This is a genomic window from Coralliovum pocilloporae, assembly GCF_030845175.1.
Taxonomy (GTDB): Bacteria; Pseudomonadota; Alphaproteobacteria; order Rhizobiales; family Cohaesibacteraceae; genus Coralliovum; species Coralliovum pocilloporae.
Map to the genome: position 1 here is coordinate 2,396,055 of NZ_CP132542.1, position 24,005 is coordinate 2,420,059.

The 24,005-nt window shown below is 56.6% G+C and carries 21 protein-coding genes; 12 read left to right on the forward strand and 9 right to left on the reverse strand.

Annotated elements, in window-relative coordinates; genetic code table 11:
- Window positions 1–58 precede the first annotated feature (58 nt).
- The 3 genes from RA157_RS11055 to RA157_RS11065 all read left to right on the forward strand — a co-directional run bounded on the left by RA157_RS11055 (window position 59) and on the right by RA157_RS11065 (window position 4,691).
- Complete coding sequence (locus tag RA157_RS11055; RefSeq protein ID WP_350333178.1) at window positions 59–1,774, forward strand: type I secretion system permease/ATPase; 1,716 nt, start codon at window positions 59–61, stop codon at window positions 1,772–1,774.
- Entirely contained in the window at window positions 1,774–3,114 is a 1,341-nt protein-coding gene (locus RA157_RS11060) for an HlyD family type I secretion periplasmic adaptor subunit (RefSeq protein WP_350333179.1), read from the forward strand. The genes RA157_RS11055 and RA157_RS11060 overlap by 1 nt, the downstream gene beginning before the upstream one ends.
- 152 nt (window positions 3,115–3,266) lie before the next feature.
- Entirely contained in the window at window positions 3,267–4,691 is a 1,425-nt protein-coding gene (locus tag RA157_RS11065) for an aldehyde dehydrogenase family protein (RefSeq protein WP_350333180.1), read from the forward strand.
- A 145-nt stretch (window positions 4,692–4,836) separates the two neighbouring features.
- Here the strand turns inward: RA157_RS11065 and RA157_RS11070 are convergent, their stop codons facing one another.
- From RA157_RS11070 to RA157_RS11090, 5 genes are all read right to left on the reverse strand, one after another.
- A complete protein-coding gene (locus tag RA157_RS11070; RefSeq protein ID WP_350333181.1) occupies window positions 4,837–5,583 on the reverse strand; it encodes an amino acid ABC transporter ATP-binding protein in 747 nt (248 codons plus the stop codon).
- A gap of 12 nt (window positions 5,584–5,595) precedes the next feature.
- On the reverse strand, window positions 5,596–6,444 hold the full coding sequence (locus RA157_RS11075; protein WP_350333182.1) for an amino acid ABC transporter permease: 849 nt from the start codon (window positions 6,442–6,444) through the stop codon (window positions 5,596–5,598).
- Window positions 6,444–7,187 carry an amino acid ABC transporter permease gene (locus RA157_RS11080; RefSeq protein ID WP_350333183.1) on the reverse strand — a complete coding sequence of 248 codons (744 nt, stop codon included), beginning with the start codon at window positions 7,185–7,187 and terminating at the stop codon, window positions 6,444–6,446. The genes RA157_RS11075 and RA157_RS11080 overlap by 1 nt, the downstream gene beginning before the upstream one ends.
- A gap of 140 nt (window positions 7,188–7,327) precedes the next feature.
- A complete protein-coding gene (locus RA157_RS11085) occupies window positions 7,328–8,131 on the reverse strand; it encodes a transporter substrate-binding domain-containing protein (protein ID WP_350333184.1) in 804 nt (267 codons plus the stop codon).
- A 117-nt stretch (window positions 8,132–8,248) separates the two neighbouring features.
- Window positions 8,249–9,145 (reverse strand): hydrogen peroxide-inducible genes activator, encoded by an 897-nt coding sequence (locus tag RA157_RS11090; protein WP_350333185.1) that lies wholly within the window; start codon window positions 9,143–9,145, stop codon window positions 8,249–8,251.
- Window positions 9,146–9,455: 310 nt separating this feature from the next.
- Between RA157_RS11090 and katG the strand changes: the two genes are divergently transcribed.
- Window positions 9,456–11,651 (forward strand): catalase/peroxidase HPI, encoded by a 2,196-nt coding sequence (gene katG, locus RA157_RS11095; protein ID WP_350333186.1) that lies wholly within the window; start codon window positions 9,456–9,458, stop codon window positions 11,649–11,651.
- 129 nt (window positions 11,652–11,780) lie between these two features.
- On the opposite strand, the gene RA157_RS11100 is transcribed toward katG, so the two are convergent.
- The gene (locus tag RA157_RS11100) at window positions 11,781–12,353 is read right to left on the reverse strand and encodes a response regulator (protein ID WP_350333187.1); all 573 of its coding nucleotides are present in this window, start codon (window positions 12,351–12,353) and stop codon (window positions 11,781–11,783) included.
- 304 nt (window positions 12,354–12,657) lie between these two features.
- Between RA157_RS11100 and hemA the strand changes: the two genes are divergently transcribed.
- Window positions 12,658–13,947 carry a 5-aminolevulinate synthase gene (gene hemA / locus RA157_RS11105; protein ID WP_350333188.1) on the forward strand — a complete coding sequence of 430 codons (1,290 nt, stop codon included), beginning with the start codon at window positions 12,658–12,660 and terminating at the stop codon, window positions 13,945–13,947.
- Between the two features lie 90 nt (window positions 13,948–14,037).
- Here hemA and RA157_RS11110 read toward each other — a convergent pair whose 3' ends face one another.
- Window positions 14,038–14,730: a helix-turn-helix domain-containing protein gene (locus RA157_RS11110; RefSeq protein WP_350333189.1), complete on the reverse strand. Its 693-nt coding sequence runs from the start codon at window positions 14,728–14,730 to the stop codon at window positions 14,038–14,040.
- Between the two features lie 260 nt (window positions 14,731–14,990).
- On the opposite strand from RA157_RS11110, the gene RA157_RS11115 reads away from it, so the two are divergent.
- The 6 genes from RA157_RS11115 (at window position 14,991) to pyk (ending at window position 21,277) form a co-directional block, all read left to right on the forward strand.
- A complete protein-coding gene (locus RA157_RS11115; RefSeq protein ID WP_350333190.1) occupies window positions 14,991–15,344 on the forward strand; it encodes an ArsR/SmtB family transcription factor in 354 nt (117 codons plus the stop codon).
- Window positions 15,328–15,864 (forward strand): arsenate reductase ArsC, encoded by a 537-nt coding sequence (locus RA157_RS11120; protein ID WP_350333191.1) that lies wholly within the window; start codon window positions 15,328–15,330, stop codon window positions 15,862–15,864. Before RA157_RS11115 ends, RA157_RS11120 begins: the two co-directional genes overlap by 17 nt.
- Window positions 15,861–16,538, forward strand: a complete 678-nt coding sequence (locus RA157_RS11125) for an MIP/aquaporin family protein (protein WP_350333192.1) — start codon at window positions 15,861–15,863, stop codon at window positions 16,536–16,538. Before RA157_RS11120 ends, RA157_RS11125 begins: the two co-directional genes overlap by 4 nt.
- Window positions 16,539–16,639: 101 nt before the next feature.
- On the forward strand, window positions 16,640–18,151 hold the full coding sequence (gene glpD / locus RA157_RS11130; RefSeq protein ID WP_350333193.1) for a glycerol-3-phosphate dehydrogenase: 1,512 nt from the start codon (window positions 16,640–16,642) through the stop codon (window positions 18,149–18,151).
- Between the two features lie 79 nt (window positions 18,152–18,230).
- Window positions 18,231–19,730, forward strand: a complete 1,500-nt coding sequence (gene glpK / locus RA157_RS11135) for a glycerol kinase GlpK (protein WP_350333194.1) — start codon at window positions 18,231–18,233, stop codon at window positions 19,728–19,730.
- A gap of 137 nt (window positions 19,731–19,867) precedes the next feature.
- On the forward strand, window positions 19,868–21,277 hold the full coding sequence (pyk, locus tag RA157_RS11140) for a pyruvate kinase (RefSeq protein ID WP_350333195.1): 1,410 nt from the start codon (window positions 19,868–19,870) through the stop codon (window positions 21,275–21,277).
- Window positions 21,278–21,293: 16 nt separating this feature from the next.
- Here the strand turns inward: pyk and RA157_RS11145 are convergent, their stop codons facing one another.
- The gene (locus RA157_RS11145) at window positions 21,294–21,959 is read right to left on the reverse strand and encodes a helix-turn-helix transcriptional regulator (protein WP_350333196.1); all 666 of its coding nucleotides are present in this window, start codon (window positions 21,957–21,959) and stop codon (window positions 21,294–21,296) included.
- 83 nt (window positions 21,960–22,042) lie between these two features.
- Between RA157_RS11145 and RA157_RS11150 the strand changes: the two genes are divergently transcribed.
- A complete protein-coding gene (locus RA157_RS11150) occupies window positions 22,043–22,981 on the forward strand; it encodes a DMT family transporter (RefSeq protein WP_350333197.1) in 939 nt (312 codons plus the stop codon).
- Window positions 22,982–22,999: 18 nt separating this feature from the next.
- On the opposite strand, the gene RA157_RS11155 is transcribed toward RA157_RS11150, so the two are convergent.
- A complete protein-coding gene (locus tag RA157_RS11155; RefSeq protein WP_350333198.1) occupies window positions 23,000–23,983 on the reverse strand; it encodes a Gfo/Idh/MocA family protein in 984 nt (327 codons plus the stop codon).
- Window positions 23,984–24,005 lie beyond the last annotated feature (22 nt).

Below are 24,005 nucleotides of genomic sequence, written 5' to 3' on the forward strand. Positions count from 1 at the left end.
GAGGCGCAGCTAATTGATTCTGAGTGTCTAAAGTGCAGGTAGGGCGGTGTCTGAAGGAGTGAAGAGCGCATCATCTGGTGACGGAGCTCCGGTATCCGGGGCGTTTCGGTCCGTGCGCGGAGCGTTTATGGGTGTCGGGCTCGTCAGCATGGTCATCAATATGCTGATGCTGACCGGCCCGTTGTTCATGCTGCAGGTCTATGACCGGGTTCTGGCCAGCGGGTCTGTGCCAACCCTGGTGGTTATCGGTTCGCTTGCCTTTGCACTTTATGTTTTCTACGGCCTCCTGGAAGGGGTGCGCAGCCGTATCCTGTCGCGGCTGGGCCAACGGGTTGATGCCCGGCTTTCAAGCCGGGCCTATGATCTGTCCACCTATCTGCCATTGGTCCTGGGCCCCAAGGCGGCCCGGCTGCGCCCGGTGCAGGACCTTGACACCATGCGGCAGTTTCTCTCAGGCCCCGGTCCTGCAGCCCTGTTCGACGTGCCCTGGATGCCGTTCTATCTGGCTGTGGTTTTCCTGTTTCATCCAATCCTCGGTTTTGTCGCGTTTGGCGGGGCGCTGCTGATTACTGTGCTGATCGGCCTCAACGAGGTTTTCACACGCAAGCCGGCTCGGGAAAGTGCTCAGGAAACCGGGCGCAGGCAGCAACTGGTCGAAGTCAGCCGCCGCAATGGTGAAGCAGTCCGGGCCATGGGTATGACAGAGGCTCTGAAAACCCGTTGGGAGGAGGGGAATTCGGCCTATCTCTCAAGCCAGCGGCGGGCGGCGGATGTGGCGGGCCTGTTCAGCACATCGACGAAAGCTTTCCGTTTCCTGCTGCAATCGGCCATCCTCGGTGTTGGTGCCTGGCTGGCGATCGGTCAGGAAATCACGCCCGGTGTCATGATCGCGGCTTCCATCATGACCTCACGCGCTCTGGCTCCCATTGAGCAGGCCGTGGCGCACTGGCGCGGGTTTGTCGCCGCCCGGCAGAGCCACGCACGTCTGAAAAAAATGATGGATCGTGGTGAAGAGCAGACAGCCCGCATGGATATGCCTCTGCCGGAACAAAGCCTGAAGTTCGAGGCGGTAGCGAGCGGACCTGCAGGTGATACAAAGCCTTTTATCCAGAACATTTCCTTTCAGCTGAAAGCAGGCGACGGGCTCGGGATCATCGGCGCGTCCGGCTCAGGCAAATCCACTCTGGCACGAACAATGGTTGGCGTTCTGCCTGCCTTGCGTGGCAAGGTGAAATTTGACGGCTCGGAATTGAGCCAGTGGCCATCCGAACGGGTCGGCCAGTTCATCGGTTATTTGCCGCAGGATATCCAGTTGTTCGACGGCACCATTGCCGAGAATATTGCCCGGTTCCAGACTGATGCACCGTCTGAGGCGATCATCAAGGCGGCGAAACAGGCTGATATTCACGGGCTGATTACCGAACTGCCGGATGGGTTCAACACGGTTATCGGATCGGCGGGCATGACCTTGTCCGGTGGTCAGAAGCAGCGGGTTGCGCTGGCTCGGGCGCTCTATGGTGAGCCGTTTCTGGTGGTGCTGGACGAGCCGAATTCCAATCTGGATGCGGAAGGCGAAGCCGCGCTGACCAATGCCATCAAGGAGATGCGTGAGCGCGGCTCAATTGTGGTGGTGGTCGCGCACAGACCCAGCGCCATTGCGGCCGTGGATACAATTCTCTGTATGACAAAAGGCCAGGCGAGTGCTCTTGGCCCGAAAGACGAGGTGATGAAGCAGGTGATCGCTCCCGTCCCTGGTGCCAAGGGGGCTGCGTAATGTCAGAGCAGAGTATGCCGCAATCGTCTCCGGCCGCGCACGGCGAACAGATTCTCAGCCAGAGCATCCGCAGGCATCTTGTCTGGGCGGCGGTGCTGATTGTCACGTTGTTTGGTGGCATCGGTGCCTGGGCCGCACTGACGGAAATCTCAGGCGCAGTGGTCGCGTCCGGCGTGGTGGTGGTGGAAACCAACACCAAACAGGTGCAGCATCAGGAAGGCGGCATCGTCAGGACCATTCAGGTGCGTAACGGGGATGCGGTCAAGGCTGGAGATCTGCTGATCCGCCTTGATGATACAGTGACCCGCGCCAATCTGTCGGTGATCACCCAGCAGCTTGATGAGCTGTCAGCCCAGGAAGCAAGATTGATCGCAGAGCAGTCCGGAGCAGACGGGATTACGTTTCCTGACCAGATCTCATCAAATGCGGACGCGCGGGCATTGCGTCTCATTCGGGACAGTCAGAGCCAGTTGCTGGAAGCCCGCCGCAAGTCGCTGTCTGGCCGCAAGACCCAGCTTCGTGAGCAGATTACGCAGTTTGAGAAGCAGATTGACGGCCTGACCGCCCAGCGTGACGCCAAGGCGAAGGAAATCAAACTCATTCGCGAAGAACTTGTGGATCTTGAAAAACTGCTGGCCCAGGAACTCGTATCCTCCACTCGGGTGACGGCTTTGAAACGGGATGAGGCCCGGCTTGAGGGTGAACATGGCGGCTTTATCGCCCAGATCGCCCAGACACGGGAAGGGATCAGCGAACGCTCCATCCAGATCCTGCAGATTGAGGAAGAAGCGCGGGCGGACGTTCTGCAGCAGCTGCAGGAAACCCGCTCCCGTATTGCCCAGCTGCAGGAACAGCGTATTGCTGCAGAGGACCAGCTGACCCGTGTGGACATCCGCGCCCCGCGCTCCGGCTTTGTGCACAATCTCTCTATTCACACCATTGGCGGCGTTATCGGCCCGGCCGAGACGGTGATGGTTATTGTACCAAGAGAGGACCTTCTGGTGGTCGAAGCACAGGTGCAGCCGGTGGATATCGACCAGTTGACCGCAGAACAGCAGGCGACTATCCGTCTGCCGAGCTTTGACCAGCGCACCACGCCAGAGCTTAAGGCAACCCTGAAGACCGTCTCCGCTGATCTGACGCAGGATCAGGTGTCCGGTCTCAGCTATTACCTTGTCCGCCTGACAATTCCCGATGAGGAATTGGCGAAACTCAATGGCAAAAGACTGATCCCCGGCATGCCGGTGGAGGCTTTCCTGAAGACGGAAGACAGGACGGTCCTGTCCTATATCGTCAAGCCGATTACAGATCAGATTGCCCACGCGTTGAAAGAGCGCTGAGCGTCCTGTCAGACAGGTTCTGAACAGTCTTCAAATCACCGCTCAAATTACTTCTGGTCTTTCACCGGAAGAGCCCCTAAATCTCTTCGCAGAATGAGATTTAAGGCCTGGGAACAAGAGCCGGTTCCTGAGCATGATTGAAAGGCTATCCCATGAAAAGACTGACAAAATTCTATATCGACGGGGCCTGGGTTGACCCGGTCGAACCGCGTGATTTCGATGTGATCAATCCGGCGACCGAAGAGCCGGCTGCTGTGATTTCCATGGGGTCTCCTGCTGATGTGGACAAGGCTGTTGCAGCAGCCAGGGCCGCCTTTGATGACTGGGCGGAAACTCCGGTGGAGGAGCGTGCATCCCTGCTTGAGCGACTGATCGAGATTTATCAGTCCCGGTCAGAAGCGATGGCCGTTGCCATGGTTGAGGAAATGGGAACGCCGTTGACCTTTTCCCGAGACTATCAGGCACCCTGTGGTGACGGACATATCCAGTCCACGGTTGACGCATTGCGCGCCCATGCCTTTGAGCGACCGAGCCCGCGTGGCGGGTCTCTCCTGCGTGATGAGCCGGTCGGGGTCTGCGGGCTGATTACTCCGTGGAACTGGCCCATCAACCAGGTGGTAGTCAAGGTTGCCCCGGCTCTGGCTGCAGGCTGTACGGTCATCCTGAAGCCAAGCGAATTCTCACCCATCTCCGCTGTCCTGTTCACGGAAATGATTCATGAAGCGGGCTTCCCCAAAGGGGTGTTCAATCTCATCAATGGTGATGGTCCGGGCGTTGGATCTGCACTCACGACCCATCCGGACGTGGATATGGTGTCATTCACCGGTTCCACCCGTGCCGGTATTGCTATTTCCAAGGCTGCGGCAGATACGGTGAAGCGCGTGGCACTGGAGCTCGGGGGCAAGTCTCCCAATATCCTGTTTGCTGACGCGGATCTTGAGCAGGCAACCGCGTTCAGTGTTGAAGCGGTCTTCTCCAATTCCGGCCAGACCTGTGACGCTCCAACCCGCCTTCTGGTCGAGCGCAGCGTTTATGACAAGGTGGTCGAGCTGGCACAGAAGGAAGCTGAAAACACCCGTGTGGCTGACCCGATGAGTGAGGGCGATCACATCGGACCGGTGGTCAACAAACGGCAGTTCGAGACCATCCAGATGATGATCGAAAAAGGTATGGGAGAGGGCGCGCGCCTGATCGCAGGCGGCCTCGGACGGCCTGAAGGGCTTGATAAAGGCTATTTCGTGCGCCCGACCATCTTTGCTGATGTGAACAATGAGATGGCCATTGCGCGCGATGAAATTTTCGGTCCGGTTCTCACTATCATCCCGTTTGACACCGAAGAGGAAGCCATTCGCGTGGCCAATGACACTCCGTATGGTCTTGGGGCTTTTGTCCAGTCCGGTGATAGGGCCAGGGCTCAGCGGGTGGCGAGAAAGCTCCGGGCCGGAACGGTTTCCATCAACGGTGAGGCCTACGACTATGATGTACCGTTCGGCGGCTACAAGCAGTCGGGTAATGGTCGGGAAAACGGCGTTTACGGCCTGCACGACTATCTGGAAGTCAAGGCTATCACTGGTTAAAGCATATTCCCGAAAAGTGTGGGCGGTTTTCGGACAAGAATATGCTTAGGGGATAGTGCATATTCCCGAAAAGTGTGCGCGGTTTTCGGACAGGAATATGTCTGGAACGAACAGGAAGAGGCGGCTGTCAGGGCCGCCTTTTTGCTTACAGAATCTGGCTGAGAAATTCTTTGGTGCGCGGGTCTTTGGCGTCATCGAAAAAGGTGGCCGGTGGTCCATGTTCGACAATCAGCCCTCTGTCGGTGAAGTAGATATGATCTGCCACCTCACGGGCAAACCCCATCTCATGGGTCACCAGAATGCAGGTCATGCCGTCTTCTGCCAGTTCCTTGATGGTGATCAGAACTTCGTTGACGGTTTCAGGGTCAAGGGCCGCGGTAACCTCGTCAAACAGCATCACGTCCGGCTTCATGGCCAGAGACCGGGCAATGGCAACACGCTGCTGCTGGCCGCCTGACAATTCACCCGGATAGCTGTTCTCCTTGCCCTCCAGACGGACCTTCTTGATCAGGGCTCGGGCCAGTTTCTCGGTTTCCGCCTTGTCCTGTTTCAGCACCCGGATCGGTGCCATCATCACATTCTGCAAGGCCGTTTTATGCGGAAACAGATTGTACTGCTGGAAGACCATGCCGACTTTCTTGCGGAGTTCCAGCTTGTCCAGGTCTGGATCGTTGACCTCCTGGCCTTCCACAAGAATGGAGCCCTGCTGAATGTCATTCAGTGCATTGATGCAGCGGATCAGGGTGGATTTGCCAGAGCCCGATGGCCCGATGATGCAGATAACCTCGCCCTTCATCACATCAAAGGATACGCCCTTGAGCACCTCCAGATCGCCAAACGCCTTGTGGACGTCCTTGACGGAAACCATTGGCTGATCGTCTGTCCAACTCATTGAATTACGTCCTCAGGTTTTCACGGCAAACTTCTTCTCCAGATACACGGTCCATCGCGCAATCGGATAGCAGTAGATGAAGAAGAGCAGCAGAACGAAAGAATAGAAGGGTGCCAGAAGGTCGGTACGTCCGCCTTCAGCAGCAAGCGCCTCGCCGGTCAGTGTCATGACCTCTGAAACACCCACGACAGAGGCCAGCACCGTGGCCATGGTCAGGATGGAATAGAGGTTCATCCAGGGCGGCAGCATGCGCTTTACACATTGCGGCAGGATAATCAGCCACAGGGTTTGTCGCCGTGTGTAGGCAAGGCTTTCGGCAGCCTCCCATTGACCGCTTGGTAGGGACACAATGGCACCGCGGACAATCTCCGACACATTCGCCATCACAGGCAGGGAAAGGCCGATAATGGCCTTCACCCAGTCCGGGAAGGGAATGGTGACAAAGCCCAGATTAAACTCGAAGGGCAACAGGAACATGGCAAAGAACAGAAGGACCAGCCACGGCGCATTGCGGAAGAACTGGGTAATGAACCAGGTGGATTTTCTCACCACCGGATTGAGCGAGATCTGTCCCAGCCCGAGAGCCGTGCCGACCACTGTCCCGAGAGCCATTGCACACATGGAAATGATGATGTTGAAAATGAAGCCCTGAAGCAGAAGGGGCATCCATTTCACCAGTGTATCAAGAGATGACGGGCGGGCCGTGCCATCTGTGGCATAGACGAGAGATGAAGAAACCAGGCAGAGGCCGAGAATAATCAGCCCGTGCCGCGGCTTCAGTGAGAACCCGTCACCCTGTGTGGAGCGGGTCTTGCGTGGCAGCATCACTGCCATATCGGATTTGAACTCTGGAGCGCTCATCAGCCATACCCCGGAATCTTGAGCCGGCGTTCCCAGCTGTTCATGCCCCAGACCAGAACACCGACCAGGAGGAAATAGGCGAGAAGCAGGAAGACCATCATCTCGGTGACATTCACATTGTCCGACCAGATCTGATTGGCTTCATAAAGCATCTCCGGAACCGCAATCGCATAGGCCAAGGTCGTGGTCTTGACCAGATTGACGAGATTGTTGTTGAGCGCAGGCAGAGCAACCCGGAAGGCAAGAGGCAATGTGATGTCGCGATAGATCTGCAGGCGGGTGAAGCCAAGCGCTTCGGCGGCTTCGACGGTGGATTTCGGTACCGCTTCAATGCCGGAGCGGAAAATCTCCACATTGAATGCACCCGCAAAGAAGGACAGGGAAATCACGGCCCATTCGAAACTGCCGAGAAGAGGCGCTTCGCCGCCCCATTCTGTCTGAACTTTCGGCATCAGGGAGCCAATGGCGAAATAGAAGAAGTAGAGCTGCACAAGTGGCGGTGTGTTGCGGAACAACTGGATATAGCCGTTAACGAAACGGCGGGTCCATTTGAAGGACGACCCCTGCAGCCAGGCTCCGATAATACCGATAATGACGGAAAAGATCAGGCAGATGACGGACAGCTTGATTGTGGTCAGAAAGCCGTTCAGCATCCGGCCACGGTCATAGGCATCATACAGGAATGGCAGATTGATGCCGGTGTTGTCGTACAACACCCGAAACCACTCGAAAAAGGCCTCCATGCCACCTCCCGGAGCTAATCCGACCCTGTCCGGACGAAACGACATAGCCTAAAGCTGGTCTGAAACTGGCCCGGAGCACATTCTATCTTGGAGAATAACGGCAGGGACGGGCGTCCCTGCCATCAGGTTTCAGGTGCAGATTATTTGAATTTATCGTGCATGGCCTTGGCAAATGGCGTGTTGGCAACACCCCATTTGGTTTCGAGCTCAAGGATGCGACCTGACTTGTGCCAATCCTCGATCATGCCAGCCATGAACGTCTTGAAGTTGTCCTCACCAAGACGAACAGCAAGACCCCAGGGGGCATCATCAATGGTGTTCAGCGGCATTTCGAAGTCCTTGAAGGCATTATCCTTTGTCTTGGCGACAATGGCTGAGTCATCATAGACAAAGGCGACGCAATTGCCTTGCTGGAGTGCCGCATAGGCTTCAGCTGTGCCTTTGAAGGCTACGATCTTTGCGCCATACTCCGTCGCTGTCTTCTTGTTGTAGAAAGCGCCCTGAATACCGCAGACTGGCTTGTCGCGCAGGTCTTCCCAATCCTTGAAGGCGAACTTCTTCGGAGACAGAATGTTGGTGCCGGATGAGTAGTAGTTCGGATCGACAATGTTGACGACCTTGCGACGGTCCGGACGGTCGGTCATGGTCGCAATCATCAGGTCAATCTTGCCCTGCTCCAGAAACTGCATCCGGTTGGAGCTTACAACAGGCACGTACTCGACCTTGACGCCGAGCTTGTCTGCCACGTCCTTGGCAAGGTCAGGTTCGATGCCGACAATACTGCCCGACGGGTCGCGGTAGCCATAAGGTTTATAGTCAGCTTTGACGCCGACTTTCAAAACGCCGGCTGCCTTGATGTCATCCAGAACATCGGCATTAGCCACCTGGGACGCCAGGGCAAAGGCACCAAGCGCAACGGCTCCAAGAAGAGTTTTGAATGTCATTGTATCCTCCCACACTACAATTCAATCGAAAGCCTATGCGAGGTGGTTTGCTGATGCAAACAGAAACAAGGGTCTAGGAATTGTGAGGTATCTGTTCTGCTGTCTGATCAGCGCGTATCAAGACTGTGGGATGGCCGTTTGTTTTACAATATCTGCAATCCGCGACAGCTGGCTTGCAAGCGGGCTGGTCTTGCGCCAGACCATGCCGATGGTCCGGGATGGCTTCGGTGCCTTGAACTGGCTGACACAGACAGAGGCTGACCGGGTTTCGACAGGGACCGCCATTTCCGGGATAAGGGTTACGCCTATCCCGGCGCTGACCATCTGAACCAGGGTGGACAGTGAGCTGCCGTCCAGAAGTTCACGTGGCCGGGCTGCGTGCATGTTGCAGAACGAGAGGGCCTGATCGCGGAAACAGTGACCTTCCTCCAGAAGCAGAAGCTTCATCTCTCTCAGCATGTCGCGGTTCGGCACCGGCTTGTCTTTGTCTTCCCCAGGGCGGACGAGGACGAAATTCTCGCTGAAGAGAGGGGTTTCCACCAGAGAAGGCTCTGAAACCGGCAAGGCAAGGATCGCCGTATCCAGCCTGCCGCCTGCGAGTTCCTCCAGCAGTTTTGGCGTCACCGTCTCACGGACATGTATCTCAAGACCTTCATAGGCCTTGCCGAGATCGCCGATAATCTTCGGCAGAAGATAGGGTGCAATGGTCGGGATAACGCCGATACGCAATCTGCCAACCAGCCGTTCCCTTGAAGCGCGGGCCAGATCTCCCAGTTCATTGACTGATCTCAGGATATCACGGGCTCTTAAGGCAAATTCCTCGCCAAAGTTGGTCAGGCGGACCTGCCGTGCTCCACGCTCGAACAGATCGGTCTCCAGTGTTTCCTCAAGTTCCTTGATCTGCATGGAGAGCGCAGGCTGCGAAATGGCACATGCATTGGCAGCCCGACCGAAATGTCCATGATGGGCCAGCGCCTCAAAATAGCGCAGCTGCTTTAGGGTCAGATTGATCATAAGGAAACCTTATTCAGGCAATCAGTAAATTCAACTTAAACTGATTAGGTCGCGTTGCTATATTCCTATCGTGAATGCTGGGAGATGCCAATGCTTCAATCCGCCGACATATCAATGCTGATGGCCGCTGGTCTTGTCTCTTTGAGTCTGGGAACGATGCTCTGGCGCAGCCTCCAACAGAATCATGCCAGGGTCGCACTCTGCCGGAAAGCCTCCAGCCGGTCATGAAACTGTATTCAATCGCAATGTCATTTAAGATGTCTGTCTGAACGACAATCATTATCAAACAAGCCTTCTACAGGAGAACAAGATGGCCGGGAATGGGAACAGCGCAGGCAAGTGCCCTGTCATGCACGCACAATCCGCGTCTGCTGGAACGTCAAACAAGGATTGGTGGCCGAATCAGCTCAATCTGAAAGTCCTTCGCCAGCATTCGTCCAAGTCAGACCCGATGGGTGCTGACTTCAATTATGCTGAAGCGTTCAAATCGCTCGACCTGCAGGCTGTCAAGCAGGACCTCTATGCCCTGATGACCGACAGTCAGGACTGGTGGCCGGCCGACTATGGTCATTACGGTGGCCTTTTCATCCGTATGGCCTGGCACAGTGCCGGTACATACCGCACCGGCGATGGCCGTGGTGGTGGTGGCACGGGCAACCAGCGCTTTGCGCCGCTGAACAGCTGGCCGGACAACGGCAACCTTGATAAAGCCCGCCGTCTCCTGTGGCCGATCAAGAAGAAATACGGCAACAAGATCTCCTGGGCTGATCTGATGATTCTGGCCGGTAACTGCGCGCTTGAAGATATGGGCTTCAAGACCTTTGGTTTCGGCGGTGGCCGTGCCGATATCTGGGAGCCGGAAGAAGACATCTACTGGGGTGTTGAGACCGAGTGGCTCGGTGAGAGCCGTTATACCGGTGACCGCGATCTGGAAAACCCGCTGGCTGCTGTGCAGATGGGCCTGATCTACGTGAATCCGGAAGGCCCGAACGGTGATCCGGATATCCTCGCGTCCGGTCGTGACATTCGCGAAACCTTCGCTCGCATGGGCATGAATGATGAGGAAACCGTTGCTCTGGTTGCCGGTGGTCATACCTTTGGTAAGGCGCATGGTGCTGGCGATCCTGGCCTTGTCGGTGCGGAACCTGAAGCCGCTCCGATCCAGGAAATGGGCTTTGGCTGGAAGAACGGCCTTGGCAGCGGCAAGGGTGATGACACCACCACCAGCGGTATCGAAGGAGCCTGGACTGCGAACCCGATCAAATGGGACAACGGATATTTCGATCTCCTGTTCGGCTATGACTGGAACCTGACCAAGAGCCCGTCCGGTGCCTGGATCTGGGAGCCGGTTGGTGTCAAGGAAGAGGACATGGCTCCTCAGGCGCATGATCCGTCCAAGAAGGTCAAGACCATGATGACCACGGCCGATATGGCCATGCGCATGGACCCGATCTATGGTCCGATCTCGAAACGCTTCCATCAGAATCCGGAAGAGTTCGCTGATGCGTTTGGTCGTGCGTGGTTCAAGCTGACCCACCGCGATATGGGGCCGCGGTCCCGTTATCTCGGCTCTGAAGTGCCTCAGGAAGAGCTGATCTGGCAGGATCCGCTTCCGGCTGTGGATCACGATCTGGTTGATGATGCAGACGTTGCTGCTCTCAAAGCCAAGATCCTTGCTTCTGGTCTGAGCGTCTCTGAGCTGGTCTCAACAGCCTGGGCCTCCGCATCCACATTCCGCGGTTCCGACATGCGCGGTGGTGCCAACGGTGCCCGCATCCGCCTTGCACCGCAGAAAGACTGGGAAGTTAACCAGCCTCTGCAGCTTGCGAAGGTTCTGGAAACACTGGAAGGCATTCAGGCCGAGTTCAACGGTCAGGGTGGTTCCAAGAAAGTGTCTTTGGCTGACCTGATCGTTCTCGGCGGTGCTGCCGGTGTTGAGCAGGCTGCGAAGAATGCCGGTGAGGACGTGACCGTACCATTCACGGCGGGCCGGACCGACGCGTCCCAGGAGCAGACAGACGCGGACTCCTTTGCTTTCCTTGAGCCGGTCGTCGACGGGTTCCGGAACTTCCAGCAGAAGCGTTTCACGGTTCCGACCGAAGAGCTTCTGGTCGACCGGGCTCAGCTGCTGACCCTGAACGTGCCTGAAATGACCGTTCTTGTTGGTGGTCTGCGTGTTCTGGGCGCCAATGTCGGTGGTTCAAAGCATGGTGTCTTCACAGATAAGGTTGACACGCTGAGTACCGATTTCTTCGTCAATCTGACCGACATGTCCACCGAGTGGGTGCCCACATCAGAAGACGAGCAGGAGTTCGAAGGCCGTGATCGTGCAAGCGGTGCAGTCAAGTGGACAGCAACCCGTGCTGATCTGATCTTCGGTTCCAACTCCCAGCTTCGTGCTCTGGCAGAGGTCTATGCGCAGGATGACAATCAGGCAGCTTTCGTCTGTGACTTCGTCTCCGCATGGAACAAGGTCATGAATGCAGACCGGTTCGATGTCGCATAAGCGGCTTCAGACCTGCTGAAAAGACAAGAAGCGCGGCTCATTGAGTCGCGCTTTTCTCATATTGGATCTGGATATGTGGACGTGAAAGGTTCTGTCCGGATGTGTGCAAACTGAAGTCGGGATGAACCGTCAGATGTTCTGGACCTGGGCAAACCCGCCAGCCTCAGCAGCTTGTTCTTCCTGTTGTCGGGCAGCCTCTTCTTCCTGATGGGCGGTCTCGCGCAGGGACTGGATTTTGCTGCCGGGAGCGGACTTGACCGTCTCACGCGGTTTTGGCCCGAAATAGGTCGGCGTCTTGATGAATTCGCGTGGTTTGAGCACGACGCTGGCTACACGCTGATACAATGCCTTGGCGGAAATCGGCTTCGACAGGATCTCGTGAACACCCAGATTGCGGGCTTCGACAATGGTGGAGCGTTCGGTATAGGCCGTCACCATGATCACTGGAACAAAGGCAAAGGGATTGTCAGGATTGCGCAGGATTCGCATCACTTCCGCACCATCCAGAACCGGCATGACCCGGTCCAGAAGAACAATATCCGGATTAGCTTTTTCCATGGCTTCAAGAGCGGCAACACCGTCTTCCGCCTCGACAATCTGGCGTACACCGAATGCCTGCAGCACCATTCTGAGGATGGTGCGCATATATGAACTGTCATCGGCGATAACGAAGGAAAGTTCCTTCAGATCCAGATTGTACACATGTCACTCCAGAGGCGGGACTCTCACAGCCTCGATTCCTCAACAGTCTGGCGCGGAAACCCTGAAAAATTATTAAGAATAATGACAAAAATGTAAGGGCAGCTTTTCTGCGTCGCTTTGACGCTGTTCAGGAAAAACACTTAAAAACCGCCATTCTTGATCTTCCTCAAACACCTGTTCTCAGATATGTGCTTCAAAAGTGCGCGAGCGCGTCAAACTGGCATTAGACTTTTGTAACGCGGTTGATTAACTTGGAGGAATTCCAATGTGGCACCAATCGACGAATACGCACGGGATACAGACAATGAACTATCAGTCATTCTTTGAAGGCGCAGTTAGCGCTCTCAAAGACGAGAAGCGGTATCGAGTCTTCGCAGACCTGGAACGTGTTGTCGGTCGTTTTCCCCATGCTATCCATCGCCGGGATGGAGAAGAGCGGGATGTGACGATCTGGTGTTCGAATGATTATCTGGGCATGGGTCAGAATAACCATGTGATCTCTGCGTTTTGCGACGCTGCTCAGGGCATGGGCGCAGGCGCAGGCGGCACCCGTAATATCTCTGGAACCAACCATCCTCTGGTGGAACTGGAAAACGAGCTTTGCGACCTTCACAACAAAGAAGCCGCGCTGGTGTTCACGTCAGGCTTCGTCTCGAACGAGGCGGCCATTTCCACCATTGCCAAGCTTCTGCCTGACTGCCTGATCCTGTCGGATCAGCTGAACCATGCTTCAATGATTGCCGGTATCCGGAATTCCGGTGCCCAGAAGCAGGTTTGGCGCCACAATGACATGGAGCATCTGGAAGAGCTCCTGAAGGCTGCCGGTCCCGAGCGGGCCAAACTGATCGTCTTTGAATCTGTTTATTCCATGGATGGTGATATCGCGCCGATTGAGCAGATTGCTGATCTGGCCGACAAGTACAACGCACTCACCTATATTGATGAAGTGCATGCGGTTGGCATGTATGGTCCGCGCGGAGCTGGTATCTGTGAACGTGACGGCGTCATGGACCGGATTGATATCATCGAAGGCACGATGGCCAAGGCCTATGGCGTGCTGGGCGGATATATTACAGCCAGTGCCGCTATTGTTGATGCCGTGCGCTCTTATGCTCCGGGCTTTATCTTCACAACGGCTCTGCCGCCGGCTCTGGCCCGAGCAGCTGCCACGTCGATCCGCTATCTGAAAGAATCAAACGCTGAGCGTGAAGGCCAGCAGCGTCAGGCTCAGCGGGCCAAGGATGTGTTTTCCGCCGCCGGTCTTCCGGTGCTGCCGTCTGAAACCCACATCGTTCCGGTGCTGGTCTGCGATCCTGATCTGTGCAAGCAAGCCAGTGATATTCTGCTGGATGAGTACGGCATCTATATTCAGCCGATCAATTATCCGACCGTGCCGCGCGGCACGGAGCGTCTGCGGATCACTCCAACGCCATTCCATGATGATCAGTTGATTGACACCCTGCGTGATGCACTGGTCGAAATCTGGGATCGTCTGGATCTGCCGAAAGTCGAGCCGGGCGCCTTTGTGGAGGTCGATGCCATGGCTGACAGGATGGCTGCGAAATTGCAGGTCTTCCCCGCAGCCGGTGGCTGATCACCCGCTTTCGGTTATAAGAACAACAAAAGAGGCCGGTTCTGTATGGAACCGGCCTCTTTTGTTATGTCAGGTAAAAACCCGAAATAATTATTCGTGCATGCCGGTCATATGGCACATGCCGCAGACATTCTTGATCAGGATGCGATCCTGCTTCGGCATGACGATCAGGCCACGCTTTTTCATAGTGGAAAGCACGCGGCTGACAGTCTCGATTGTCAGGCCCAGATAGTCGGCAATTTCCTGACGGGTCATCTTCAGGGTGACCAGGGACTCATCTGGCGCGTCCAGTTTGGGACCGACGCAACCCACGCCGCCGCGATCAATGACGAATTTCATCAGAAATGTCGAAACGCGCTCAAAAGCTGATTTCCGGCCAAGAAGAACAGCGTGTTCATGCATGTCCTCAAGCTGATGCAGCAGCTTGGTATACATATGCTGCTGCCATCCTTCCGACTGCTCGGCCTGACGGCGCACTGTATGGCGGATTGTAGCGGGTGCCAGTGTTTCCGCACTGGTGTCGTAGAGATCACTGGAGGCCATGCCGAAAATATCGCCGGCGCCCAGAATCTCGACCACCTGACGACGACCGTCCGGCAGGAGTTTATAAAGCATGACAACCCCGTCCACGATTTCGTAGACGCGATCAGACGGATCACCTTCAAAGAAGATCGTTTCGTGACTGTCAAAAACCGATTCGGTAATTTTGACATCGTCACCAGAACGGCTGTACTGAAGCAGCTCGTCGGCAACACCGTTGTTACGGCCCGGCAAGGCGTCCATTCGTCCCTCCAAATTACTCAGAAACCCGGCAGTCTACCTCTGCCATCAGGGCTTCTGATACCTACTCTAGCACTGCCCCAGCAAAAATGACCAGAGGCCAAACAGTCGCGCCGTGCAGTCGCGGCCTGCCTCTCTTCATTGTGATGCAGATAACATTAATCCGGTTGACGGGGAAGGGGGATCATGGACTCCGCAGGCACTGTGTACAGATTGCCGCAGGTGTCGCTGAACTGTCATGAAATCTCGATATATCGGGATTCATGGATAAGTTGAATGCTGTCACGGCCTTTCGCGCATTGGGTCATGATACCCGGATTGAGGTCTTCCGCCTGCTGATTGCGGAGGCACCTAAAGGTCTGCCTGCCGGAGAGATAGCGGACAGGGTGGGCGTGGTGCAGAACACCATGTCATCCCATCTGGCGACGCTCACGCAAGCCGGTCTGATCAGGGCCGAGCGTCGGGGGCGGACTATTCTCTATGGTCTGAACCCGGATCAGCTGACGGCACTTCTGTCTTATCTGATGGAAGACTGTTGCGGGACCCGGCCAGAGTGCTGTCTGCCGGTTCTGAAACGGAAGAGTGAAGAGGGGCACAGCGATGGCGTCATTGCATGATGAAGGCAGGATATACAATGTCCTGTTCTTGTGTACGGGGAACTCAGCCCGTTCAATCCTGGCAGAAGCCATTCTTAACAATGAGGGCGGGGAGCGATTCCGGGCTTTCTCTGCGGGTTCCATGCCAAAGGGGGAGCCGCATTCTCATGCTTTGGCTTTGCTCAATAAGCTGGGTCTGCCGACGGATGGGCTCCGGTCCAAGAGCTGGGATGAGTTTGAGGGAGACAGTGCGCCTGATCTCGATTTTGTTTTCACCGTCTGTGATAATGCGGCCAGTGAAACCTGCCCTGTCTGGCTGGGGCAACCCATGCAGGCCCATTGGGGCATACCGGACCCGGCTGCGGTTGAAGGAACAGATGCAGAGATCAGCTATGCCTTTGCCGATGCTTATCGGATGATGCGCAATCGGATCAGCATTTTCATCAACCTGCCGATTGAAACGCTGGACAGGCTGGCTCTCAAGTCTAGCCTTGACGATATTGGTGCAATGGCTGATCAGGATGAGGGGCAGGCTGAATGAGTGCGGATAATCTCTCCCGCCGTCTGGTGGCGGAAATGCTGGGGACCGGTATGCTGGTCTGTACCGTTGTGGGCTCCGGCATCATGGCAGACAAGCTCACAGGTGATGTGGCGCTTGCACTGCTTGGCAACACGATCCCGACTGGCGCTATCCTTGTGGTGCTGATCACTGTTCTTGGCCCGATATCCGGTGCCCATTTCAATCCGGCGGTCACCCTCGGCTTTGCCATCCGACGCGAGATTTCTCCGTCTGACAGCATGTTTTATGTTGGGGCTCAGATCATTGGCGGCATCCTTGGCACGCTGGCCGCTCATGGGATGTTTGACCTGAACATTCTGCAGACCTCTTCCACGGTCCGTACAGGCGGCGCGCAGTGGTTTGCAGAAGTCATTGCCACATTCGGTCTGATGTTCATCATTCTCGGTGGTCTGCGGGCCCGGGCCGATGCGGTTCCCTGGCTGGTCGGCCTCTACATTACAGCCGCTTACTGGTTCACCGCGTCCACATCCTTCGCCAACCCGGCTGTGGCCATTGCCCGCAGTCTGACAGACACCTTCTCCGGTATTCGTCCGGTTGATCTGCCTGGTTTTATCATTGCCGAATGTATCGGTGCCCTGCTGGCTGTAGCGCTCTGCGCCTGGCTCTTGCGTGGAGGCCGCAGCGGCCATCACTAGTCATTGCTGATAAGGGTAGAATTGATTTTCCTTTAGTTTCGAATTGATATATATCGAAATTAAACGCGTATTCATGATGATGCGAAACAAGGCGGAAAATCATGCGGACCCAGGTTGATATTGCCATTATCGGAGGCGGCATAAACGGCTGCGGTATCGCCCGCGATGCTGCTGGACGTGGTTATTCGGTTCTGCTCTGTGAGCAGGATGATCTGGCCAGCGGCACGTCATCGTCTTCGACTAAGTTGATCCATGGTGGTCTGCGTTATCTGGAGCACTATGAATTCATGCTGGTGCGCAAGGCGCTGATGGAACGGGAAGTGCTCTGGGCCAATGCGCCGCATATCATCTGGCCGCTTCGGTTCGTGCTGCCGCATCACAAGGGCCTGCGGCCTTCATGGCTTCTGCGGCTTGGTCTGTTTCTTTATGACCATCTTGGCGGACGCAAGCTGTTGCCGCCGACCAGTACTCTTAATCTGAAGACGGATGATGCGGGCAAGCCTTTGCGAGGGGATTTCGCTAAAGGGTATGAATATTCTGACGGCTGGGTGGATGATGCCCGCCTGGTGTCGCTGAACGCCCAGGATGCCGCAAGACTTGGTGCCGATATCCGGACACGCACCAAATGTGTGGGGCTTGAGCGCAAGGGCGGCCAGTGGGTCGTCGAGATGGAAGACAGAAGTACAGGCGAACGCTCGCTGGTTGAGGCCGCGACAGTGGTCAATGCCGCTGGTCCCTGGATCGACACGCTTCTGACGGAAAGTCTTGGCCAGAAGGATGCCCGCAATGTGCGCCTCGTCCAGGGCAGTCACATTGTCGTGCCGAAGCTGTTTGATCACGACAAGTGCTACATCTTCCAGAACGATGACGGGCGGATTGTCTTCGCTATTCCCTATCAGGGAGACTTCACCCTGATAGGCACCACGGATCATGATTATTCCGGTGATCCGGCCAATGCCAGGATCACTGACGCCGAGACGGATTATCTGTGCGAGCTGGCGTCGGATTACTTCACCACCACCGTTACCCGGGATGATGTGGTCTGGACCTATGCCGGTGTGCGTCCGCTCTATGATGACGGAGCGACCAAGGCACAGGAAGCCACCCGCGATTACGTCATTCGCCCAGATGGCAGCCGTGATGAAGGGGTGCTGATCAATATATTCGGCGGCAAGATCACGACCTACCGCAAGCTCGCGGAAGCCGTAATGGATGCTGTGGGTGACGCAATCGGCAGCAAGGGGCAGACATGGACAGAAGTCGCTCCTCTGCCCGGTGGCAATTTCGAAACAGAGGCGTTTGACAGGCTTCTGGCGTCAACCTATGCCGGATATCCGTTCTTTGATGACAAGACCCTGTACAGGCTGGTTCGGGCTTACGGCACACAGGTTCCGGAGATTTTTGGTTCTGCCCGGGTTCTGGAAGATTGCGGACGGAATTTCGGTGCGGGCTTGACCGAGCTGGAAGTCCGATATCTCATGCAGCATGAATGGGCTCAGACGGCAGAGGATGTGATCTGGCGGCGGTCGAAACTCGGTCTCTGGATGACAGAAGAGCAGGTCACTGCGCTGGCTCAGTGGATGGCCGACATGCAGGAAAAGTCAGCCGCCTGACATGGGTCTGAGATGGGCCTGAGGTGGATCTGGCTGGGGGCTGAAGGGCATCCGGGAATTGCTTGAAGGGGAGAATGTCGTGGCGTCTTATTGTCTGGCGATTGATCAGGGCACAACATCGTCGCGTGCGATTGTTTTTGATGGAGCGCTGAAAAGCGTCGCGGTGGACCAGCAGGAATTCCCGCAGCATTTCCCAAGCTCCGGCTGGGTGGAACATGACCCGGAAGACATCTGGACCACGGTTATGGAAACGCTGTCCGGCGCGGTCAGAAAGGCCGGAATCAATCTGTCCGATTTGGCTGCTATCGGCATTACCAATCAGCGCGAGACGACAATTGTCTGGGACAGGGCAACCGGCAAACCCGTTTACAACGCGATTGTCTGGCAGGACCGCCGGACGGCCGAGTTTTGCACCCGGCTGAAGGAGCAGGGGCACGAAGCACTGGTGTCAGAACGGACCGGCCTGCTGCTTGACCCCTATTTTTCCGGCACAAAGGTCGCCTGGATCCTGGACAATGTGGATGGTGCACGGGCGGCGGCAGACCGTGGTGAGCTGGCCTTTGGCACGGTGGACTGCTTCCTTCTTTGGCGGCTCACCGGTGGGCGGGTACATGCAACAGACGCCACCAACGCCAGCAGAACCATGCTCTATGACATTCATCGTGGCTGCTGGGATGAGGACTTATTGACGCTTCTGAACGTTCCGGTGTCGATGATGCCGGAGGTTAAAGACAGTGCGGCTGACTTTGGTGTCAGCGACGAAGCTGTTCTTGGTGGCTCTGTTCCGATTGCCGGAATAGCTGGTGATCAGCAGGCAGCAACGGTCGGTCAGGCCTGTTTCAGACCGGGCATGATGAAGGCGACCTATGGCACCGGCTGCTTTGCCCTGCTCAATACGGGCGACAAGGCCGTTCAGTCCCGCAACAGGTTGCTCACCACCATTGCCTATCAGTTGAACGGCAAGCCAGCCTATGCCCTGGAAGGATCTATTTTCATTGCCGGGGCAGCGGTGCAATGGCTCCGGGACGGGTTGGGCATTCTCGAAAAAGCCGAGCAGTCCGGTCCCATGGCAGATGAGGCGGATACACAACAGGATGTCTATCTGGTGCTGGCCTTTACCGGGCTGGGCGCACCTTACTGGGACGCAGAGTGTCGCGGTGCCATCTTCGGGCTGACACGCGGATCAGGCCCCAATGAGCTGGCCCGTGCTGCCCTGGAAGCCGTCTGCTATCAGACCCATGACCTTCTGGATGCCATGAGAGGGGACTGGGCGGATGCGTCCGGTGAGACGGTTCTGAGAGTGGATGGCGGCATGGTCGCCAGTGACTGGACCATGCAGCGTCTTTCGGATCTGTTGAATGCCCCGGTCGACAGACCGCACATCCTGGAGACGACGGCGCTTGGGGCAGCCTGGCTGGCCGGGTATCAGACAGGTTTGTATCCGGACATGGAGGCCTTCTCGGAGACCTGGGCGCTTGAACGGCGGTTCTCTCCGGATATGGATGCAGGCATCCGCGACCACAAACTCAGTGGTTGGGCGGATGCAGTTAGCCGGACGTTGAGCAATCGCAAAAACTAGGTCCTGACGCTAGTCCGTTATTCAGCGTCGTTTGAATGATTTCCGTCAGCTTCAGGCGGGAAGGCTACGTGTTTTGGGATTGTCATTCAGTTGCTTTATAAGCCACCTTGATACCAGACGAATGATTCGGAGAAAGTATGAGACGGAACAGATGCGCCAAGGTCGTTGCCACATTGGGCCCGGCCAGTTCGAGCCCGGAGAAGATCAAGGAACTCTACATGGCCGGGGCCGATGTCTTTCGTCTCAATTTCAGCCATGGCACCTATGAGGACCACAAGGCGCGGTTTGATGCGATCCGTGCTCTTGAGGCAGAGGTCGGTCGGCCTATTGGCATTCTTCAGGACCTTCAGGGCCCGAAAATCCGGATTGGCACGCTGCAGGGTGGAAAGCGCACGATCACTGCTGGCGATACCGTCACATTTGCTCTCGGCGAGACCGCCGGAGAAACCGAAATTCCTCTCCCGCACCCGGAAATCTTCGAGGCAATTGCCATTGGGCATTATCTGCTGATTGATGATGGCCGTCTGAAACTGAGGGTCACATCCTGTCTGGCTGAGAAGATTGAGGCGGAGGTGATCTATGGCGGGCCGCTCTCTGATCATAAGGGTGTCAATCTGCCGGACACCGTGGTCAACCTGTCACCGCTGACCAAGAAAGATCGCGCCGATCTGGATTATGGTCTGAGCCTTGGCGTTGACTGGGTGGCCCTGTCCTTTGTGCAGCGGCCGGGCGATATGCTTGAGGCTCGCGAACTGGTCGGCGACAAAGCTGGTCTGATGGCGAAGATCGAAAAGCCGACGGCGCTGGACAATATTGACGATATCATCCGCCTGTCCGACGCCATCATGGTGGCGCGTGGTGATCTGGGCGTTGAAATTCCGTCAGAAGATGTGCCGGGCCGCCAGAAGGAACTGGTGAAGAAATGCCGCCTGGCTGGAAAGCCGGTTCTGGTGGCAACCCAGATGCTGGATTCCATGACCAAGGCGCCAGCCCCGACCCGGGCTGAGGCATCTGACGTGGCAACCGCTATCTATGATGGTGCCGATGCCGTGATGCTGTCTGCTGAATCTGCTGCGGGTGATTATCCGGTTGAAGCGGTGTCCTTCATGGACCGGATGATTGCGCGCACAGAAGGTGACAAGGCCTATCGCTCCATTATCACGGCTCTTGAGCCCTCCGTTGAGCCCACGGTTCAGCACGCAGTGTCAGCGGCTGCATCAAGCGTTGCGGCGATGATCGGGGCCAAGGCCATTCTTGCCTATACCATGAGCGGGTCGACCGGCTCACGCATCGCCCGTATGCGCCCGGAAGTGCCGATTATCGTGGCCAGTCCGGACCTGAACATCGTCCGCCGGATGGTTCTGCTCTGGGGTGCTCATCCCATCCAGCATGAGGAAATCTCCAGTTTCCGCGAGATGGTGGAACGGGCCAGAAATCACGTTGTTGATGAAGGGTTCTGCGAACGGAATGACCGGGCCGTAGTTGTCGCTGGTGTTCCGTTTGGCGTGCGCGGCTCGACCAACAATCTCCGGGTGATCGAGGTCTGATCAGACCTGGAGCGTATTACAGCCAGTCATTGTAGGTCTTGAACCAGTCCTGCCGCAATCTGTTGCCCTGACCCGGAAAAGTGTCGGGCAACAGCGTTGCGCTCAGGATACGGTCCGGACGAAAATGCCGGAAATCCTTGCGAAGCTCACACCAGGCTGCAATCACAATGGCTTCGGCGTGATAGGCAATAGCAATCGGCCAGACTCGTCTTTCACTGATAACGCCCTGCGCATCGCGATAGACCAGTGCCAGTTTCCGTTCTTCGCGCACGGCCTGGCGCATCTCCGACATGTCGATGGATTCAGGCTCTTCTGCACCCCAGCGGCTTGAATAGAGAGACTGGCTGAGCTCAGTGACCGACGCCAGCTTGTCAGCAGCCCGTCTGGCCGCCTGGATCAGGCCCTTGTCACCGGACCGGCTCAGCATGGCCAGCCCCACCGAGATGGCTTCGACTTCTTCTATATCAAAATTGACCGGAGGCAGATCGAAGCCCGAACGCATGACATAACCAATGCCAGCGGCGCCCTCTATGGGAACCCGCATGCCCTGCAGGACAACCATATCCCGATAGACCGTCCGCTCCGTGACCTCAAGCCGGTCAGCAATCTGACGCGCCGTCATCGGGGCTGCGCTGGCTCGCAGGATCTGGATAATCTCAAACAGTCGAGTTGATCGGCTCATGGGTCTGAACCCTAACACTCCTGACATCCTGTTGTCAGGAGGTTTTTGCTATCCCGGCGGACTATCAGATTGGGAGGCAAGTAATGAGCGACGGTATTGTATCAGGATCGATGGGCAAGCAGGCCACGAACAGTGACAGGAACAGGGACAGAGACAGGCAGACCTATCTGGCCGGTGTGGTTCTTGTTTGCCTGTCGGCGGTGGTGTTCAGCACTGCAGGCCTGTTCACCAAGGGGGTCGGTGCGGATGCCTGGAGTGTCATTTTCTGGCGAGGTATCAGCGCTGCGCTTCTGTCGGTCCTCTTTCTTGCCCTTCGCTCCGGGGTGCGGTCCGAGCTTGCGCGGTTTGACGGCTATGCATGGGGGGCGGCTCTTCTTCTGGCGGCAGGGACAGCGGCTTTCATTCCAGCTTTCAAACTGACCACCATTGCCAATGTGGCCATGATCTGGGCGGCGGCGCCATTTGTCTCTGCGCTGCTGGCCTGGCTGTTTATTCGGGAGCGACCGTCAAAGATTGTCCTCGCGGCCAGTGGCCTCGCGATGCTGGGTGTGGTGATCATTGTTGGCGGGTCGATAGGCACGGGCCATTGGGTCGGCGATCTTCTGGCCTGCTGGATGACTGTGATGATGGCTGGTGCCATCGTCATCTATCGGAAGAGACCGGAGACACCGACTGTCCTGCCTGCGGCGCTGTCGTCTGTTTTGCTGTTGCCTCCGGCTCTGTGGCTGGCAAAGCCGCTTGAAACAGCATCAGGCGAGATTTCCATCCTGCTGGCGTTCGGGCTCATTTTCGCCGTGGCATCCATAACCCTGTCGGAAGGAGCAAAACGCCTGCCAGCCGCACAGACGGCGCTGCTTGGCGCACTTGAGACACCACTCGCGCCGCTCTGGGCCTTTCTGCTGTTCGCCGAGACGCCATCACAGGCCGCATTGCTGGGAAGTGGAATTATTCTGGTCGCCATTGTCCTGCCGCAAGTGGCAAGACACAGAAAGCCAGGGCCTGAAAACCGCTGTTCAAAGTGACAGACGGCAGGTATGGGCTTATACCCATGTGCCATTCTGCCGTTCTGAGGCAAACAGATTGTCGATCACCTGCTGGTTGGCGCGGGAGTCTTCAAGGCTGAACAAAGCTGTATCCACGCCCGTAATCCGGTCCCCGAAAGCCTCCACCTGGAGCTGATACTGGTCCTGTTTGCGGAATTGCCAGGTCTGGCTGGCGCTGTTGTTCTGATTATGCAGGATGATGTCAGTGGCATCATATCGTTCCGCATTGAATGGTGCGGGCACATCGATCCAGCCCTGGTCGCCATGAAACACCATGCCCTGTCGCGTCGCCAGCTGTGTGGCGCAATAGAAGCTCAGCTCAAACGTTCCGAAATCGAGGCGGCAGGATGCGTGGATATCCGTTCCGAATTCCGCGTCCCGGCTAACGGAAGCCTGAACACGTGCAGGCTCCAGACCGGTGACAAAACGCGTGGCAACGATGGGGTAGACACCGATATCCAGAAGGCCGCCGCCGCCGAGATCCATCCGGTTCCGCATATTGCCGGGATCCGTCAGATGATAGGCGAATGAACCCTGAACCTGCCTCAGCGTGCCGATGGCGCCTGATGCAATCAGTTCGCGGACCTTCAGCCATTGCGGATGATAGGTCACCATAAAAGCTTCGCTGACAACCAGTCCCGAACGGTCCCGGGCGTCTATGAGCGCATCAACGGCAGAGGCCTCAAGCGCAATCGGTTTCTCGCAAAGCACATGCTTGCCGGCCTCAATGGCTTTGAGGGTCCATTCCACATGGTGTGAGGTCGGCAGGGGGATATAGACCGCATCGATGTCAGGACTGTTCAGCAGGGCATCGTAATCGTCAAAGGTTCGGGAGAAACCATAGCGTTCGGCCCAGGCTGCCGCATTGCCATGGCTGCGGCTGGCTATCGCCTGCAAGTGGCCGTTATGTGAGGCCTGAACAGCCGGTACAAAGGCTTCCCGAGCGATTTTTGCTGTTCCCAGAACACCCCAGCGGATCATCTTGGTCGTCCTTTCACAGAGA

Excerpts from the sequence above, each read along its gene's own strand:
- hemA (WP_350333188.1), top strand. The coding sequence starts at position 12,658 with ATGAACTATCAGTCATTCTTTGAAGGCGCAGTTAGCGCTCTCAAAGAC.
- RA157_RS11110 (WP_350333189.1), bottom strand. The coding sequence starts at position 14,730 with ATGGACGCCTTGCCGGGCCGTAACAACGGTGTTGCCGACGAGCTGCTT.
- RA157_RS11090 (WP_350333185.1), bottom strand. The coding sequence starts at position 9,145 with ATGATCAATCTGACCCTAAAGCAGCTGCGCTATTTTGAGGCGCTGGCC.
- RA157_RS11075 (WP_350333182.1), bottom strand. The coding sequence starts at position 6,444 with ATGAGCGCTCCAGAGTTCAAATCCGATATGGCAGTGATGCTGCCACGC.
- RA157_RS11125 (WP_350333192.1), top strand. The coding sequence starts at position 15,861 with ATGAGTGCGGATAATCTCTCCCGCCGTCTGGTGGCGGAAATGCTGGGG.
- RA157_RS11085 (WP_350333184.1), bottom strand. The coding sequence starts at position 8,131 with ATGACATTCAAAACTCTTCTTGGAGCCGTTGCGCTTGGTGCCTTTGCC.
- RA157_RS11145 (WP_350333196.1), bottom strand. The coding sequence starts at position 21,959 with ATGAGCCGATCAACTCGACTGTTTGAGATTATCCAGATCCTGCGAGCC.
- katG (WP_350333186.1), top strand. The coding sequence starts at position 9,456 with ATGGCCGGGAATGGGAACAGCGCAGGCAAGTGCCCTGTCATGCACGCA.
- glpD (WP_350333193.1), top strand. The coding sequence starts at position 16,640 with ATGCGGACCCAGGTTGATATTGCCATTATCGGAGGCGGCATAAACGGC.
- RA157_RS11155 (WP_350333198.1), bottom strand. The coding sequence starts at position 23,983 with ATGATCCGCTGGGGTGTTCTGGGAACAGCAAAAATCGCTCGGGAAGCC.
- RA157_RS11080 (WP_350333183.1), bottom strand. The coding sequence starts at position 7,187 with ATGGAGGCCTTTTTCGAGTGGTTTCGGGTGTTGTACGACAACACCGGC.
- RA157_RS11120 (WP_350333191.1), top strand. The coding sequence starts at position 15,328 with ATGGCGTCATTGCATGATGAAGGCAGGATATACAATGTCCTGTTCTTG.
- RA157_RS11060 (WP_350333179.1), top strand. The coding sequence starts at position 1,774 with ATGTCAGAGCAGAGTATGCCGCAATCGTCTCCGGCCGCGCACGGCGAA.
- RA157_RS11065 (WP_350333180.1), top strand. The coding sequence starts at position 3,267 with ATGAAAAGACTGACAAAATTCTATATCGACGGGGCCTGGGTTGACCCG.
- pyk (WP_350333195.1), top strand. The coding sequence starts at position 19,868 with ATGAGACGGAACAGATGCGCCAAGGTCGTTGCCACATTGGGCCCGGCC.
- RA157_RS11150 (WP_350333197.1), top strand. The coding sequence starts at position 22,043 with ATGAGCGACGGTATTGTATCAGGATCGATGGGCAAGCAGGCCACGAAC.
- RA157_RS11070 (WP_350333181.1), bottom strand. The coding sequence starts at position 5,583 with ATGAGTTGGACAGACGATCAGCCAATGGTTTCCGTCAAGGACGTCCAC.
- RA157_RS11115 (WP_350333190.1), top strand. The coding sequence starts at position 14,991 with ATGGATAAGTTGAATGCTGTCACGGCCTTTCGCGCATTGGGTCATGAT.